The sequence below is a fragment of the Caballeronia sp. SL1002 genome, assembly GCF_057814995.1.
This window is the reverse complement of the sequence record NZ_JBYMUW010000002.1, coordinates 443,088-456,839: the sequence shown is the minus strand read 5'-3', so window position 1 is coordinate 456,839 and position 13,752 is coordinate 443,088. Positions and strand designations below refer to the sequence as shown.

Sequence of the window (13,752 nt, the reverse complement as noted above, 5' to 3'; positions counted from 1 at the left end):
AAAACACCTGTCGTCTGAGTCGAGCCGTTCCATGTCCACGCCGATACTCCCGAAAGCCGAGCAGCCCGCCCCGCCGCCGCTCGACGCCACGCCCGCCCGCGCGCTCGGCGAATTCATCCGCGCGCATCGCGAGCGTCTTTCGCCGCTCGCGGTCGGCCTGCCGCCGGGACCACGCCGCCGCACGCCCGGCCTGCGCCGTGAGGAAGTGGCGCAACTGTGCGGCGTGAGTCCGACCTGGTACACGTGGATCGAGCAAGGGCGGCCGGTGTCGGCCTCCGCCGATGCGCTCGCGCGGATCGCCGTCGCGTTGCAGTTGTCGCGCGCGGAACGGGCGTATCTGTTCGAACTCGCGGCGCAACGCGATCCCGCCGAACCGGACCCGGCCGCGCAGGACGCGCCCGACGCGCTATTGAAAACCGTCGGGTTGATCGATGCGCCTGCCTACGTGCTCGACCGGCAATGGAATGCGTTGCGCTGGAATGCGCGGGCGGCGGAATTGTTCGTCGGCTGGCTGGATGGCACGCGGGACCGCAATCTGCTTACGTTCACGTTCACCGCGCCGGAAGCGCGGAATTTGATCGTCGATTGGGAGACGCGGGCGCGGCGGCTCGTCGCGGAATTTCGGGCGGATTCGATCCGGCATCTGAACGACGCGCCCACGCGCGCGCTGATCGATTCGCTCGGCGCGGAAAGCGATGCGTTCGGAAAGTTCTGGGCGTCGCAGGATGTCGGCGAGCGCGAAGGCGGCGAGCGGGCGTTCAATCATCCGGTGCGCGGACGGCTGGTGTATCACCAGATCACGTTCAAGCCGGCGCATCGGGAAGATTTGAAGCTGGTGATTCTGGTCGACGGCGAGACATCGACCCCTAATTAAACATACGAATTAAACAGCAAAATCAGCGCCCCAAAAAAGAACCCGGCCTTGAGGCCGGGCCAAACCGCTTCTCTCCCGGCATCGCCGAAAGAGAACGGGGACACGTCGTGAGCCCCAGGCGTTGCGTACCGCACGGTGTACGCGGCGAACGGACTCGTACCTTTATCTACGCAGCGTCCGCTCGACCGGATGCAACGCCGCGCGAAAAAATCCGCGCGGTCCGTCCCGATAAATTCGGTAACATAAGCCGCGCTGCCTAACCAAACGGTCCCATGACGACAGCCCTCCCTCAAGAACCGACGCCCGATGCACTCGTCCAGTTGCTCGCGCGCGTCGCAAGCGAAGACGCAATTGCGTTGCGTGCGCTCTACGACCTCACATCCTCGAAACTGTTCGGCCTCGCGCTTCGTATATTGGTGAAGCGGGAATGGGCCGAAGAAGTACTACAGGACGCGTTCGTCAATATCTGGCGATACGCCGGGGACTACAAAGCCGGCCTTTCCGCACCCATGACCTGGATGGCGGCGATCGTCCGCAACCGGGCACTCGATTATTTGCGGCGGCAAAAGGCCAACGGGGCAAGCGCCGAAACCGAATGGAGCGACGCGTTGGACGACACCCTCCCCGCGAACGAGGCTGACCCCTCGGAGCAGATGCTGATGAGCCAGGAAGCAAAACAGCTCAGGATCTGCATGGACCGGCTCGAAGCCAACCAGCGGCAAGCGGTTGCGCTGGCGTATCTGCGTGACCAGAGCCACAGCGAAGTGGCCGACGTGCTGAAAGTGCCGCTCGGCACGGTCAAATCCTGGATCCGGCGCGGTCTCGAAAAACTCAAGACCTGTCTGGGAGGTCTGTGATGGATCTGCACAGATATCCCGGTCTCGTCGATCAGCTTTCCGCCGAATACACGTTGGGCGTCTTGCGCGGCGGTTCGCGCCGGCGTTTCGAGCGCATCTCGCAACACGATCCCGCGATCCGCCTCGCCGTCGAAACGTGGCGTCTGCGGCTCGAAGCGATGACCGAACTCGGGCCGGAAGTCGCGCCGCCGCCGGCGGTGTGGCAGGCGATCGAGCGTCGGCTGCATCTGATGAACGCTCGCCGCGATGCCACGGCGGCGCGTCCCGCGCCGTCGCGCGCCGCTCCGCGCTGGTTCGAGAACCTGTCGTTCTGGCGTGGCTGGTCGGTGGCCGCGACCGCGATCGCCGCGCTGGCGCTGGTCGTCGCGCTCCGCCAGTTGACGACCGTCGCGCCCGTGCCGGTTCCGCCGCCTGTTCCTGTTCCGCAGGTGGCGCAGGAACCGCACGTGGGCTACGTCGTGACGCTCGCCGACAAGGAAGCGCACCCGGTCGTGCTCGTCACCTGGGACGATCGTTCGTCCGAGATGACGGTGCGGCGTCTGTCCGGCGCGTCCGATCCGACCGACAAGTCCATGCAGTTGTGGGGCTTGCCGAAGGAAGGCCATCCGGTCTCGCTCGGCGTCTTGCCGCGCGGCGGCGTCGCGCACATGAAGGCCGACGCGGTCGGTGCGTATCCGGCGCTCGCGATCTCGGTCGAGCCGGTCGGCGGATCGCCGAATCCGAACGGCCCGAGCGGTCCGGTCGTCTATACCGGCAAGGTCATTCCGGCTGCCTGAGTCCGGAATCGGCACAGACGGAACGCGCCGCGCAAGGTGACTTGCGCGGCGCGTTCTGCTTTTCGGCGCATCCACGGCGCCCCGAGGCCGTTTTCGGAATTCGCGGATGGTAAAATCGCCGATTCCTTGTGCCGACTTGGCCTCCTTCCTCTCTACGCACTCACCATGACGTCCCAACTGCACAAAAAAGGCGAAGCCTGGTCGGCTCGCTTCTCCGAGCCGATGTCGGATCTGGTCAAACGCTATACGTCGTCGGTATTTTTCGACAAGCGGCTCGCTTTCGTGGACATCGAAGGGTCGCTCGCGCACGCGTCGATGCTCGCCGCGCAGAAAATCATCGGCGCGGACGATCTGGACGCCATCCAGCGCGGCATGACGCAGATTCGCGGCGAAATCGAGCGCGGCGAGTTCGAGTGGAAGCTGGATCTGGAAGACGTGCACCTGAACATCGAGGCGCGGCTGACCGCGCTGATCGGCGATGCCGGCAAGCGCCTGCACACTGGCCGTTCGCGCAACGATCAGGTCGCGACCGATATCCGTTTGTGGCTGCGCGGCGAAATCGACCGGATCGTCGATCTGCTGCGCGGTCTGCGCGCCGCGCTGATCGACCTCGCGGGCGAGCACGCGGGCACGATCATGCCCGGCTTCACGCACTTGCAGGTGGCGCAACCGGTCACGTTCGGCCATCACCTGCTTGCCTACGTCGAAATGTTCACGCGCGACACCGAGCGCATGACGGACTGCCGGCGTCGCGTGAACCGCCTGCCGCTCGGCGCGGCGGCGCTCGCGGGCACGAGCTATCCGATCGACCGTCACGCGGTGGCGAAGACGCTCGGCTTCGACGGCATCTGCGCGAATTCGCTCGACGCCGTGTCCGACCGCGACTTCGCGATCGAATTCACGGCGGCGTCGGCGCTCGTGATGACGCACGTTTCGCGCTTTTCCGAAGAACTGGTGCTGTGGATGAGCCCTCGCGTCGGCTTTATCGATCTGGCCGACCGTTTCTGCACCGGCTCGTCGATCATGCCGCAGAAGAAGAATCCGGACGTGCCGGAACTCGCGCGCGGCAAGACCGGCCGTGTGAACGGCCACCTGATGGCGCTGCTGACGCTGATGAAGGGCCAGCCGCTCGCGTACAACAAGGACAATCAGGAAGACAAGGAACCGCTGTTCGACACGGTCGATACCGTCGCCGATACGCTGCGCATTTTCGCGGAAATGGCGGCGGGCATCACGGTCAAGCAGGACGCGATGCGCGCGGCGGCGTTGCAGGGTTTTTCGACCGCCACCGATCTCGCCGATTATCTGGTGAAGCGCGGCCTGCCGTTCCGCGACGCGCACGAAGCCGTCGCGCACGCGGTGCGGATCTGCGTGGATCGCGGCTGCGATCTGGCCGATCTGTCGCTCGACGAAATGCGTCGCGATCTGCCGAACGTCGCGCATCTGCTGGGCGAGGACGTTTTCGAATACCTGACGCTCGAAGGGTCGGTCGCGAGCCGCAATCACGCGGGCGGCACGGCGCCGGAGCAGGTGCGGGCAGCGGTCGAGGCGGCGCGCGCGGCGTTGTAAGAGCTGGGTTTAACGGTTGAATAAAAAGCTGCCCGGCGACGAACCGGGCAGCTTTTTTTTCGTCGTTCGCCGCGTCTCGGCCGAGCCCGCGCTCCACGCCCCGCCCGCTTTTCCGAGATAATCGGCCGATTCCACGCTCCACTTTCCCCGCCGATGATCGTTCGTCCCCAACTCCACTGGTTCCGCTTGCTGTTCGTCTGGCGCGGGTCCGTGTTGCCGCAGCTTCTTCCGCGTCTCACGCTGATCTTCGCGTTGTCGATTGCCGCCATCGTGATGCACGGCCACATGCGCCATTACCCGGTCGGCCTCGGGACGCCGCCGTTTTCGCTGGTCGGGATTGCGCTTGCCGTGTTTCTCGGCTTTCGGAACAGCGCGAGTTACGACCGCTGGTGGGAAGGCCGCAAGCTCTGGGGCGCGCTCGCGATCGAGGCGCGCACGTTGACGCGGCAGGCGCTCACGCTGCCGGCCACGCGCAATCCCGCCGATACGCGCGAGTTCATCGCCGCGCTCGGCGCGCTCGCGCACGCGCTGCGGCATCAATTGCGCGGCACCGATTCGAGCGACGATCTCGCCGCGCGTCTGTCGCCGGAACTGCATCGGCGGGTGTGCGCGTCGCGATACCAGCCGGCCACGCTTTTGCTCTGGCTCGGCGAATGGGTTACGGCGCGCTCGCGTGAAGGCGCGATCGACGGTTATGGACTGCTCGCGTTCGAGCGCCCGCTCAATGAGATTTCCGGGGTGATCGCCGGCTGCGAGCGGATCGCCGCGACGCCGCTGCCGTTTTCCTACTCGGTGATGATTCACCGCACGGTCTACGTGTTCTGCGCGCTGCTGCCGTTCGGGCTCGTGGACGGCGCGGGCGTGCTGACGCCGATTTTCGCCGTGCTGGTCGCGTACACGTTCATGGCGCTGGAGGCGATCGCCGCGCAGATCGAAGATCCGTTCGGCATCGAGGAAAACGATCTCGCGCTGAACACGATGTGCGAGACGCTCGAAAACGCGCTGCACGATATGGCTGCTGACCCCGCGTTGCAGCGGGCAGGTTCGAAGGCGTCGCCGGGACGCGATTTCATTCTGGATTGAACGGACGAAAAAAAGGCCGCTCCCGAACATCGGAAGCGGCCTTCTCAGCACTCGCGGTGCTTATTTGCGCGACGTTTCGTCGCGCACGCAATCGACAAAATATTCGATCCGCCCGTTGATCACCTCGCCCACCAGCCCGTGGATATCCGTGTGGAAACCCGGGAAGCGCTCGTTGAATTCGCGCGCGAAACGCAAATAATCGACGATCGTGCGGTTAAAGCGCTCGCCCGGAATCAGGAGCGGAATGCCCGGCGGATACGGCGTCAGCAGAATCGACGTCACACGGCCTTCGAGTTCGTCGATAGGCACCCGGTCGATCTCGCGGTGCGCAAGCTTCGCAAATGCTTCGGACGGCTTCATCGCCGGTTCCATGCTCGACAGATACATTTCGGTGGTCAGCCGCGCGATATTGTTTGCGCGGTACACGCTGTGGATCTGCTCGCAGAGGTCGCGCAGGCCGATTCGCTCGTACGACGGATGCTGCGCGATGAATTCCGGCAGCACGCGCCAGAGCGGCTGGTTGTTGTCGTAGTCGTCCTTGAACTGCTGGAGTTCGGTGACCATCGAGTTCCAGCGGCCCTTCGTAATGCCGATCGTGAACATGATGAAGAACGAGTAAAGCCCCGTCTTCTCCACGATGATTCCATGCTCCGCCAGATACTTCGTCACGATCGCGGCGGGAATGCCGCTCTCGCCGAACTCGCCGTCCACGTCCAGTCCCGGCGTGATGATGGTCGCCTTGATCGGGTCGAGCATGTTGAAGCCTTCCGCGAGCGGGCCGAAGCCGTGCCAGCGGTCGTTCGGCTTCAGCACCCACTCCTCGCGATCGCCGATGCCTTCCTCGGCCAGCGCGTCCGGACCCCAGACCTTGAAGAACCATTCGTCGCCATATTCGGCGTCCACCTTGCGCATCGCCCGGCGGAAATCGAGCGCTTCCGCGATCGATTCTTCCACCAGCGCCGTGCCGCCCGGCGGCTCCATCATCGCGGCCGCCACGTCGCATGACGCGATGATCGCGTATTGCGGGCTCGTGGACGTGTGCATCAGATACGCCTCGTTGAAACGATGGCGGTCGAACGTGCTGTTCTCGCTGTCCTGCACGAGAATCTGCGACGCCTGCGAGATGCCGGCCAGCAGCTTGTGCGTGGAATGCGTCGCGAACACCAGCGCCTTCGTGCGCGGGCGGCCCGCGCCGATCGCGTGCATGTCCTGATAAAACTCGTGGAACTCGGCGTGCGGCAGCCACGCTTCGTCGAAATGCAGTGTATCGAGCAGATCGCCGAGCAGGTCCTTGATCATTTCCACGTTGTAGACCACGCCGTCGTACGTGCTTTGCGTGATCGTCAGGATGCGCGGCTTCAAGTTCGGATTCTTCGCGAGCGCCTCGCGCGCGAACGGATTCGCCTCGATCTTCTTGCGGATGTTTTCCGGCTTGAACTCGTCGCGCGGAATCGGGCCGATCAGTCCGAAGTGATTGCGCGTCGGCGTGAGGAAGACCGGAATCGAGCCGGTCATGGTGATCGCGTGGAGGATCGACTTGTGGCAGTTACGGTCGACCAGCACGATGTCGCCCGGCGCGACCGTCGCGTGCCACACGATCTTGTTCGACGTAGACGTGCCGTTGGTCACGAAAAACAGGTGATCGGCGCTGAAAATGCGCGCGGCGTTGCGCTCGGAAGCGGCGACCGGACCAGTGTGGTCGAGCAGCTGGCCGAGTTCATCGACGGCGTTGCAGACGTCCGCGCGCAACATGTTTTCGCCGAAAAACTGGTGGAACATCTGCCCGAGCGGGTTCTTCAGGAACGCGACGCCGCCCGAGTGCCCCGGGCAGTGCCACGAGTACGACCCTTCCTCGGCGTATTGCACGAGTTCCTTGAAGAACGGCGGCGCGAGCGCATCGAGATAAACCTTCGCCTCGCGAATGATGTGCCGCGCGACGAATTCCGGCGTGTCCTCGAACATGTGGATGAAACCATGCAGTTCGCGCAGGATATCGTTCGGCAAATGGCGCGAGGTGCGCGTTTCGCCGTACAGGAAAATCGGAATATCCGCGTTGCGGCGACGCACGGCCGTGACAAAAGCGCGCAGCGCGACGATCGCGGCGGCCAGTTCCGGCGTGTCGCCTTCGGCCACCACGACGTTATCGGTGTACGGCAGCAGTTCGTCGTCGTCGATGGACAGGATGAAACACGACGCGCGGCTCGATTGCTGCGCGAACGAGGTCAGGTCGCCGTAGCTCGTGAGGCCGAGCACTTCCGCGCCTTCGCGCTCGATCGCCTCGGCGAGCGCGCGGATACCGGAACCCGAAATATTCTCGGAGCGAAAATCTTCGTCGATGATGACGACGGGGAAACGAAACTTCATGAGGCGAATCTCCAAATGGAACGACCGCTGGCCGAGTACCCGATGCTCGCGCCAGCGGTCTTTCAATAACCGTTACCGGTCGGCTTCCCGAATGCGGGAGCTCAGGTCTTCGGCAACGTCACGCCGTGCTGCCCCTGATATTTGCCGCCGCGATCCGCGTAGGACGTCTCGCAGATTTCGTCGCTCTCGAAAAACAGCACCTGCGCCACGCCTTCGTTAGCGTAGATCTTCGCAGGCAACGGTGTCGTATTCGAGAATTCCAGTGTCACATAACCTTCCCATTCCGGTTCGAACGGCGTCACGTTCACAATGATCCCGCAACGCGCGTACGTGCTCTTGCCGAGACACACCGTCAGGCACGAGCGCGGAATGCGGAAATACTCGACCGTGCGCGCGAGCGCGAACGAATTCGGCGGAATGATGCAGACATCGCCCTTGAAATCAACGAACGATTTTTCGTCGAAGTTCTTGGGATCGACGATGGTCGAATTGATGTTGGTGAAGATCTTGAATTCGTCGGCGACGCGAATGTCGTAGCCGTAACTCGACGTGCCGTAGGACACGATCTTGCGGCCGTCTTCGGTGACACGCACCTGATCGCGCACGAACGGCTCGATCATCTTGTGTTCTTCGGCCATGCGCCGGATCCACTTGTCGGACTTGATGCTCATAGTGACGCTACCTTAAGCGGTTGACGGCGCAACTCCGGCGCCGTGCTTTAAACGGGCGTGGCGGGCAGCGCAGGCTCGAAACACATTCGATGCACGGCCGGCCAAACGAAAGGGCGTATTTTACTTGAACGGGAAATGCAAATCAGAAGAGAAGGCGGAAGGGACGGCGGAAGGGACGGCGACAGCGCCGACGGCATTGCCGCGCGCGTCGCGATTACGGTTTGATGACGCCGCACGCGAGCGCCGGACCCGCGCCGTGCGGCACGCTCGCGTAGGGATCGGACCCATCGCGATGCAGCACGATCGCGCGCGACACGACCGAGCGCACGCCGTCGAGCGACAGTTCCGGCGCGACGATAAACCCGGTGGCCGAACCGTTCGCATCGGCGCGGATGTTGGCGAGATCGCCGTCCATGCGCGAACTGTATTTACGGCGGTCCAGCGCGGGCGCGAACACGGCGCCCGTGTCCTCCTGACCGGCGACGATGCAGTCGCCGCGCTCGTGAACCTGCAGCGCGTGCTCGCTATTCGGCGGCATGCCGGACAGGTTGTAGGTCACCTGCACGCCGTCCGCCCGCTCGATAAACGTGACGAGCCCGCGCGCCGTTGCGCCCGGTGCGCTCTGCAGCAGCGCGTCGGCGCGCTTTTCGTGATCCTGGAACAGAATGCCGCAGCCGCCGAGCAGCATGCTGGCAGCCGTCAGGCCGATCAGGGCAAGCACCGCCCGCCCGTCGAATCTTTGTCTCATGCGATCCCTTTGGCGAACCCGCGCACACCCGATGTGTCCGCGCGGCCGCACCAATCGAAGCCGACATGATACAGCGGACCGCCGCGCCAGAAGGCTCGCGCGACGTTGTGAACCGGGCGTGCCCAAGCGTCGCTCAGGTGTTCTGCACCACGATGCTCGGGAATTTCGACGTCATGTCGCGCTGACGCTCGGCAATCGCGACAGCCACCTTGCGCGCGATCTCGCGATACGTCGCCGCGATCTTGCCGTCGGGATCGGAGACGACGGTCGGCGTTCCCGCGTCGGTCTGCTCGCGGATCGCGATGTCGAGCGGCAAATGGCCGAGCACGTTCACGCCGTATTCCTTCGCCATCCGCTCGCCGCCGCCCGCGCCGAAAATGTGTTCCTCGTGGCCGCAATTCGAGCAGATATGCGTGCTCATGTTCTCCACGATGCCGAGGATCGGAATGCCGACCTTTTCGAACATCTTGAGGCCCTTCTTCGCGTCGAGCAGCGCGATATCCTGCGGCGTCGTCACGATCACCGCGCCCGTCACGGGCACTTTCTGCGACAGCGTCAACTGAATGTCGCCGGTGCCGGGCGGCATGTCCACCACCAGGTAATCGAGATCCTTCCAGTTGGTCTGACGCAGCAACTGTTCGAGCGCGGACGTGACCATCGGGCCGCGCCACACCATCGGATTGTCCTGCTCGATCAGAAAGCCGATCGAGTTGGCCTGAATGCCGTGGCCGGTCAGCGGGTTCATCGACTGGTTGTCGGGCGACTCCGGACGGCCGCTGATGCCGAGCATCATGGGCAGCGACGGGCCGTAGATATCGGCGTCGAGCATGCCGACCGACGCGCCTTCCGCGGCGAGCGCGAGCGCGAGATTGGTAGCCGTCGTGCTTTTGCCGACGCCGCCCTTGCCCGACGCGACCGCGATGATGTTCTTCACGTTCGGCAGCAACTTCACGCCGCGCTGCACCGCGTGCGCGACGACCTGCGACGATACGTCGATCTGCACGTCCGTCACGCCCGCGACCTGGCGCAGCGCCGTGTCGAACTGCGTGCGGATCGCCGCGAACTGGCTTTTCGCCGGATAAGCCAGCACGACGGCGAGCGCGACCTTGCCGCCTTCGACCGTGACCTGCCGGATGCTCTTCGTGTCCGCAAACGTGCGGCCCGTGTTGGGATCGGTCAACGCGGCGAGCGCGGCGTCGATCTGGGCGCGGTCAATACTCATCGAAACTCCGTGGAACGCTTGTTGCGATGGCGTTCGAATCCGGGTCTCGTAAAACCCGGGAATCGGCACTCAACGCTTAAACGAAAAATTTGAAAGGAATTGTTGCGTGGCGTTGCGCGCGGGCTTCGCCGCATTGCACTATCCGGCGCAGCAATATGAGCGGGGGCAAAGCCGAAAACCGGCGCGCTGCCATCCCGATATTGTAGTGTCTGCGATGGAGGCACGCTGTAAAGCCCTCCTGCGCTGTCGGCAGCACGGTTGCTTAGATCGAAGTGAAATTCTGGAGAAATTTGAAAATGAACGCAAAATTGTTGACCCGCTTGTCCGTTTTTGCCGTGGCCGGAGCACTCGTCACGGGCTGTGCGACCCAGCAAGGTAACAATGCGGCCGTCGGCACGGGTGTCGGCGCGGCCACAGGTGCGGGCCTCGGCGCGATTTTCGGCGGCGGCAAGGGCGCGGCGATCGGCGCGGGCGTCGGCGCGGCGGTCGGCGGCATCACGGGATACAACTGGCAGGCCATCAAGGGCAAGCTCTCGGGCGCAACGGCCGGCACGGGCACGCAAGTGACCGAGCAGCAAGACGGTTCGCTGAAAGTGAATATTCCGAACTCGATCTCCTTCGACACCAACAGCTACGCCATCAAGCCGACCTTCGCGCCGGTTCTGAACGAAGTGTCGCAAACGCTCACGCAGCATCCGGAACTGATCGCGCAGGTGGTCGGCCATACGGACAGCACGGGCCAGCCGGCCTACAACCAGACTTTGTCGCAGAACCGCGCGCAGAGCGTGGCGTCGTATCTGGCCGGACATGGCGTGGCGGGACAACGTCTGTCGGCGCAAGGATTGGGTCAGACGCAGCCGATCGCCGACAACGCGACGGAAGCGGGCCGCGCCCAGAATCGCCGCGTCGAAATCTATCTGCGCGCGACCGCGCAGCCGGGTCAGGCTCAGTAAGGCGATTGATTTAAAAGGAGAATTAGCCGCAGTCGCGCATGTCGAAACTGCCCAGGTTCATCGAGACGAAAAAAATTTGAAACTTTGGGCCGATGCCGCGTGTCTGTATTAACGGTAGGTGGCTGGCGATGCCGCTGCTTACCATTCTCCTCTTGTCGTTGTTGCTCCGGGGCCCGCTTACGCCCCGGTTTTTTTTCGCCTTTTTTTCGCCGTTCTTCGACTGACCGGTTCGTCCGAACCCCGCCGCCAAGCGCGCCGCTCCTCGCGGCCAACACGTCCAAACGCGCTCCCCTGCTAGAATCGTGATTCCGCTTTTCACGCATTCATCGCAACCCATTCCGCAGGCCCGCGCCTTTATGTCAGCACCGATCACCGCCCCCACGCCTCACGCGAGCGCCCCGGCCACCGCCGGCCGCCGCCGGATTCTCGTCACGTCCGCGCTTCCGTACGCGAACGGCCAGATTCATATCGGCCATATGGTCGAATACATCCAGACGGATATCTGGGTGCGGGCGTTGCGCATGCACGGTCACGAGGTCTACTACGTCGGCGCCGACGACACACACGGCACGCCGATCATGCTGCGCGCCGAGAAGGAAGGCATCACGCCAAAGCAACTGATCGACCGCGTGTGGACCGAACACAAGCGCGATTTCGATAGCTTCGGCATTTCCTTCGACAACTATTACTCCACCGACGCCGACGAAAACCGCGTCCTGTGCGAGTCGATTTACCAGTCGCTGCAACGGGCGGGGCTGATCGACGCCCGCGATATCGAGCAGGCGTACGACCCGGTGAAGGAAATGTTCCTGCCGGACCGTTTCATCAAGGGCGAGTGTCCGAAATGCGGCGCGAAGGATCAGTACGGCGACAACTGCGAAGTCTGCGGCTCGACCTATCTGCCGACCGACCTCGTGAATCCGTACTCGGTGGTGTCCGGCGCCACGCCGATCAAAAAAACCTCCACGCATTACTTTTTCCGCCTCTCCGACCCGCGCTGCGAAGATTTCCTGCGCACCTGGGTGAGCGGCCTCGCCCAAGCCGAAGCGACCAACAAGATGCGCGAATGGCTCGGCGAAAAAGGCGACGCCAAGCTCGCCGACTGGGATATTTCCCGCGATGCGCCGTACTTCGGCTTCGAGATTCCGGGCGCGCCGGGCAAGTATTTTTACGTGTGGGTGGATGCGCCGGTCGGTTATTACGCGAGCTTCAAGCAACTCGCCGACGCGCGCGGGCTCGACTTCGCGGAATGGATCAAGCCGGATTCGACGACCGAGCAATACCACTTCATCGGCAAGGACATCCTGTATTTCCACACGCTGTTCTGGCCCGCGATGCTGCAGTTTTCCGGCCATCGCACGCCGACCAACGTGTTCGCGCACGGCTTTTTGACCGTCGACGGCGCGAAGATGTCGAAGTCGCGCGGCACGTTCATCACGGCGCAGAGCGTGATCGACACCGGGATCAATCCCGAGTGGCTGCGCTACTACTTCGCCGCGAAGCTGAACAACACGATGGAAGATATCGACCTGAATCTGGACGATTTCCAGGCGCGCGTGAACAGCGATCTCGTCGGCAAGTATGTGAATATCGCGAGCCGCGCCGCCGGGTTCCTGATCAAGCGCTTCGAAGGCCGCGTGCAGGACAGCGCGATGAACCATCCGCTGCTGGATCAGTTGCGCGCGGCGCTGCCGGTGATCGCCGGTCTTTACGAGTCGCGCGAATACAGCCGCGCGCTGCGCACGACGATGGAACTCGCGGATGCCGTGAACGCCTACGTCGATACGTCCAAGCCGTGGGATCAGGCGAAGGATCCGGCGAATGCCGTCGCGCTGCACGAAACGTGCAGCGTGAGCCTGGAAGCGTTCCGGCTGTTATCACTCGCGCTGAAGCCGGTTTTGCCGACGCTCGCGGAGGCGGTCGAGGGCTTCCTCGGCATCGCGCCGCTGACCTGGGCGAACGTTGGCACGCCGTTGTCGTCCGCGCAGCCGATCAACGCGTACAAGCATTTGATGACGCGCGTCGATCCGAAGCAGATCGACGCGTTGCTCGCGGCGAATCGCGAGACGTTGCAGCCGGGGGCGGAAGGCGCGGCGGCGGCGGCGGTGGCGGCGGTTTCTTCGGCGAAGAAGGCGAAGAAGGACGTGTCGGCGGAACAACCGGGCTCGATTTCCATCGACGATTTCGCGAAGGTCGATCTGCGGATCGCAAGGATTGTGGATTGCAAGGCGGTCGAAGGATCGGACAAGTTGTTGCAACTGACGCTCGATATCGGCGAGGACAAGACGCGCAACGTGTTTTCCGGCATCAAGTCGGCGTATCAGCCGCAGGATCTGATCGGCAAATTGACGGTGATGGTCGTGAATCTTGCGCCGCGCAAGATGAAGTTCGGGTTGTCGGAAGGGATGGTTTTGGCCGCTTCCGCGACGGACGAGAAGGCCGAGCCGGGGTTGTATATTCTTGAGCCGAATAGTGGGGCTAGGCCGGGGATGCGGGTGAAGTAAGGGGTTTTTGGCTTATCGCCGGCAAGGAGAGGCACGCGAAGGCGTGCCTTTTTTATGGCTTGGGCGGGTTGTTGTTGGGCCGAAAGCGCAGGCAAACAAAGGGGGTGTCCCGAATTTTGTGTAAACAGGTT

11 protein-coding genes are annotated in these 13,752 nt (G+C 63.4%); 7 read left to right on the top strand and 4 right to left on the bottom strand.

All coding sequences use genetic code 11. The annotated features are described in order from the left end of the window. Nucleotides 1–31: 31 nt before the first annotated feature. From AC3D25_RS04960 to AC3D25_RS04940, 5 genes are all read left to right on the top strand, one after another. The gene (locus AC3D25_RS04960; RefSeq protein WP_488887352.1) at nucleotides 32–874 is read left to right on the top strand and encodes a helix-turn-helix transcriptional regulator; all 843 of its coding nucleotides are present in this window, start codon (nucleotides 32–34) and stop codon (nucleotides 872–874) included. 272 nt (nucleotides 875–1,146) lie between these two features. After that, entirely contained in the window at nucleotides 1,147–1,731 is a 585-nt protein-coding gene (locus AC3D25_RS04955) for a sigma-70 family RNA polymerase sigma factor (protein ID WP_488887351.1), read from the top strand. Beyond that, entirely contained in the window at nucleotides 1,731–2,507 is a 777-nt protein-coding gene (locus AC3D25_RS04950) for an anti-sigma factor (RefSeq protein WP_488887350.1), read from the top strand. Before AC3D25_RS04955 ends, AC3D25_RS04950 begins: the two co-directional genes overlap by 1 nt. Before the next feature lie 165 nt (nucleotides 2,508–2,672). Continuing rightward, nucleotides 2,673–4,076 carry an argininosuccinate lyase gene (gene argH / locus AC3D25_RS04945; RefSeq protein ID WP_488887349.1) on the top strand — a complete coding sequence of 468 codons (1,404 nt, stop codon included), beginning with the start codon at nucleotides 2,673–2,675 and terminating at the stop codon, nucleotides 4,074–4,076. A gap of 153 nt (nucleotides 4,077–4,229) precedes the next feature. Further along, on the top strand, nucleotides 4,230–5,159 hold the full coding sequence (locus AC3D25_RS04940) for a bestrophin family protein (RefSeq protein WP_488887348.1): 930 nt from the start codon (nucleotides 4,230–4,232) through the stop codon (nucleotides 5,157–5,159). A gap of 60 nt (nucleotides 5,160–5,219) precedes the next feature. Here the strand turns inward: AC3D25_RS04940 and AC3D25_RS04935 are convergent, their stop codons facing one another. The 4 genes from AC3D25_RS04935 to apbC all read right to left on the bottom strand — a co-directional run bounded on the left by AC3D25_RS04935 (nucleotide 5,220) and on the right by apbC (nucleotide 10,164). Further along, a complete protein-coding gene (locus AC3D25_RS04935; RefSeq protein WP_488887347.1) occupies nucleotides 5,220–7,523 on the bottom strand; it encodes an Orn/Lys/Arg family decarboxylase in 2,304 nt (767 codons plus the stop codon). Nucleotides 7,524–7,624: 101 nt separating this feature from the next. Continuing rightward, the gene (gene dcd, locus AC3D25_RS04930; protein ID WP_086972352.1) at nucleotides 7,625–8,194 is read right to left on the bottom strand and encodes a dCTP deaminase; all 570 of its coding nucleotides are present in this window, start codon (nucleotides 8,192–8,194) and stop codon (nucleotides 7,625–7,627) included. A gap of 214 nt (nucleotides 8,195–8,408) precedes the next feature. Then, nucleotides 8,409–8,942: a superoxide dismutase family protein gene (locus AC3D25_RS04925; RefSeq protein WP_488887346.1), complete on the bottom strand. Its 534-nt coding sequence runs from the start codon at nucleotides 8,940–8,942 to the stop codon at nucleotides 8,409–8,411. Nucleotides 8,943–9,075: 133 nt separating this feature from the next. Continuing rightward, on the bottom strand, nucleotides 9,076–10,164 hold the full coding sequence (apbC, locus tag AC3D25_RS04920; RefSeq protein WP_488887345.1) for an iron-sulfur cluster carrier protein ApbC: 1,089 nt from the start codon (nucleotides 10,162–10,164) through the stop codon (nucleotides 9,076–9,078). A 296-nt stretch (nucleotides 10,165–10,460) separates the two neighbouring features. On the opposite strand from apbC, the gene AC3D25_RS04915 reads away from it, so the two are divergent. Together AC3D25_RS04915 and metG are read left to right on the top strand one after the other, a co-directional pair. Continuing rightward, nucleotides 10,461–11,117 (top strand): YiaD family glycine zipper/OmpA-like lipoprotein, encoded by a 657-nt coding sequence (locus AC3D25_RS04915; RefSeq protein ID WP_488887344.1) that lies wholly within the window; start codon nucleotides 10,461–10,463, stop codon nucleotides 11,115–11,117. Nucleotides 11,118–11,473: 356 nt separating this feature from the next. Further along, nucleotides 11,474–13,621, top strand: a complete 2,148-nt coding sequence (metG, locus tag AC3D25_RS04910; protein ID WP_488887343.1) for a methionine--tRNA ligase — start codon at nucleotides 11,474–11,476, stop codon at nucleotides 13,619–13,621. The last annotated feature ends 131 nt before the right edge of the window (nucleotides 13,622–13,752 follow it).

Excerpts from the sequence above, each read along its gene's own strand:
- AC3D25_RS04960 (WP_488887352.1), top strand. The coding sequence starts at position 32 with ATGTCCACGCCGATACTCCCGAAAGCCGAGCAGCCCGCCCCGCCGCCG.
- AC3D25_RS04955 (WP_488887351.1), top strand. The coding sequence starts at position 1,147 with ATGACGACAGCCCTCCCTCAAGAACCGACGCCCGATGCACTCGTCCAG.
- AC3D25_RS04950 (WP_488887350.1), top strand. The coding sequence starts at position 1,731 with ATGGATCTGCACAGATATCCCGGTCTCGTCGATCAGCTTTCCGCCGAA.
- argH (WP_488887349.1), top strand. The coding sequence starts at position 2,673 with ATGACGTCCCAACTGCACAAAAAAGGCGAAGCCTGGTCGGCTCGCTTC.
- AC3D25_RS04940 (WP_488887348.1), top strand. The coding sequence starts at position 4,230 with ATGATCGTTCGTCCCCAACTCCACTGGTTCCGCTTGCTGTTCGTCTGG.
- AC3D25_RS04935 (WP_488887347.1), bottom strand. The coding sequence starts at position 7,523 with ATGAAGTTTCGTTTCCCCGTCGTCATCATCGACGAAGATTTTCGCTCC.
- dcd (WP_086972352.1), bottom strand. The coding sequence starts at position 8,194 with ATGAGCATCAAGTCCGACAAGTGGATCCGGCGCATGGCCGAAGAACAC.
- AC3D25_RS04925 (WP_488887346.1), bottom strand. The coding sequence starts at position 8,942 with ATGAGACAAAGATTCGACGGGCGGGCGGTGCTTGCCCTGATCGGCCTG.
- apbC (WP_488887345.1), bottom strand. The coding sequence starts at position 10,164 with ATGAGTATTGACCGCGCCCAGATCGACGCCGCGCTCGCCGCGTTGACC.
- AC3D25_RS04915 (WP_488887344.1), top strand. The coding sequence starts at position 10,461 with ATGAACGCAAAATTGTTGACCCGCTTGTCCGTTTTTGCCGTGGCCGGA.
- metG (WP_488887343.1), top strand. The coding sequence starts at position 11,474 with ATGTCAGCACCGATCACCGCCCCCACGCCTCACGCGAGCGCCCCGGCC.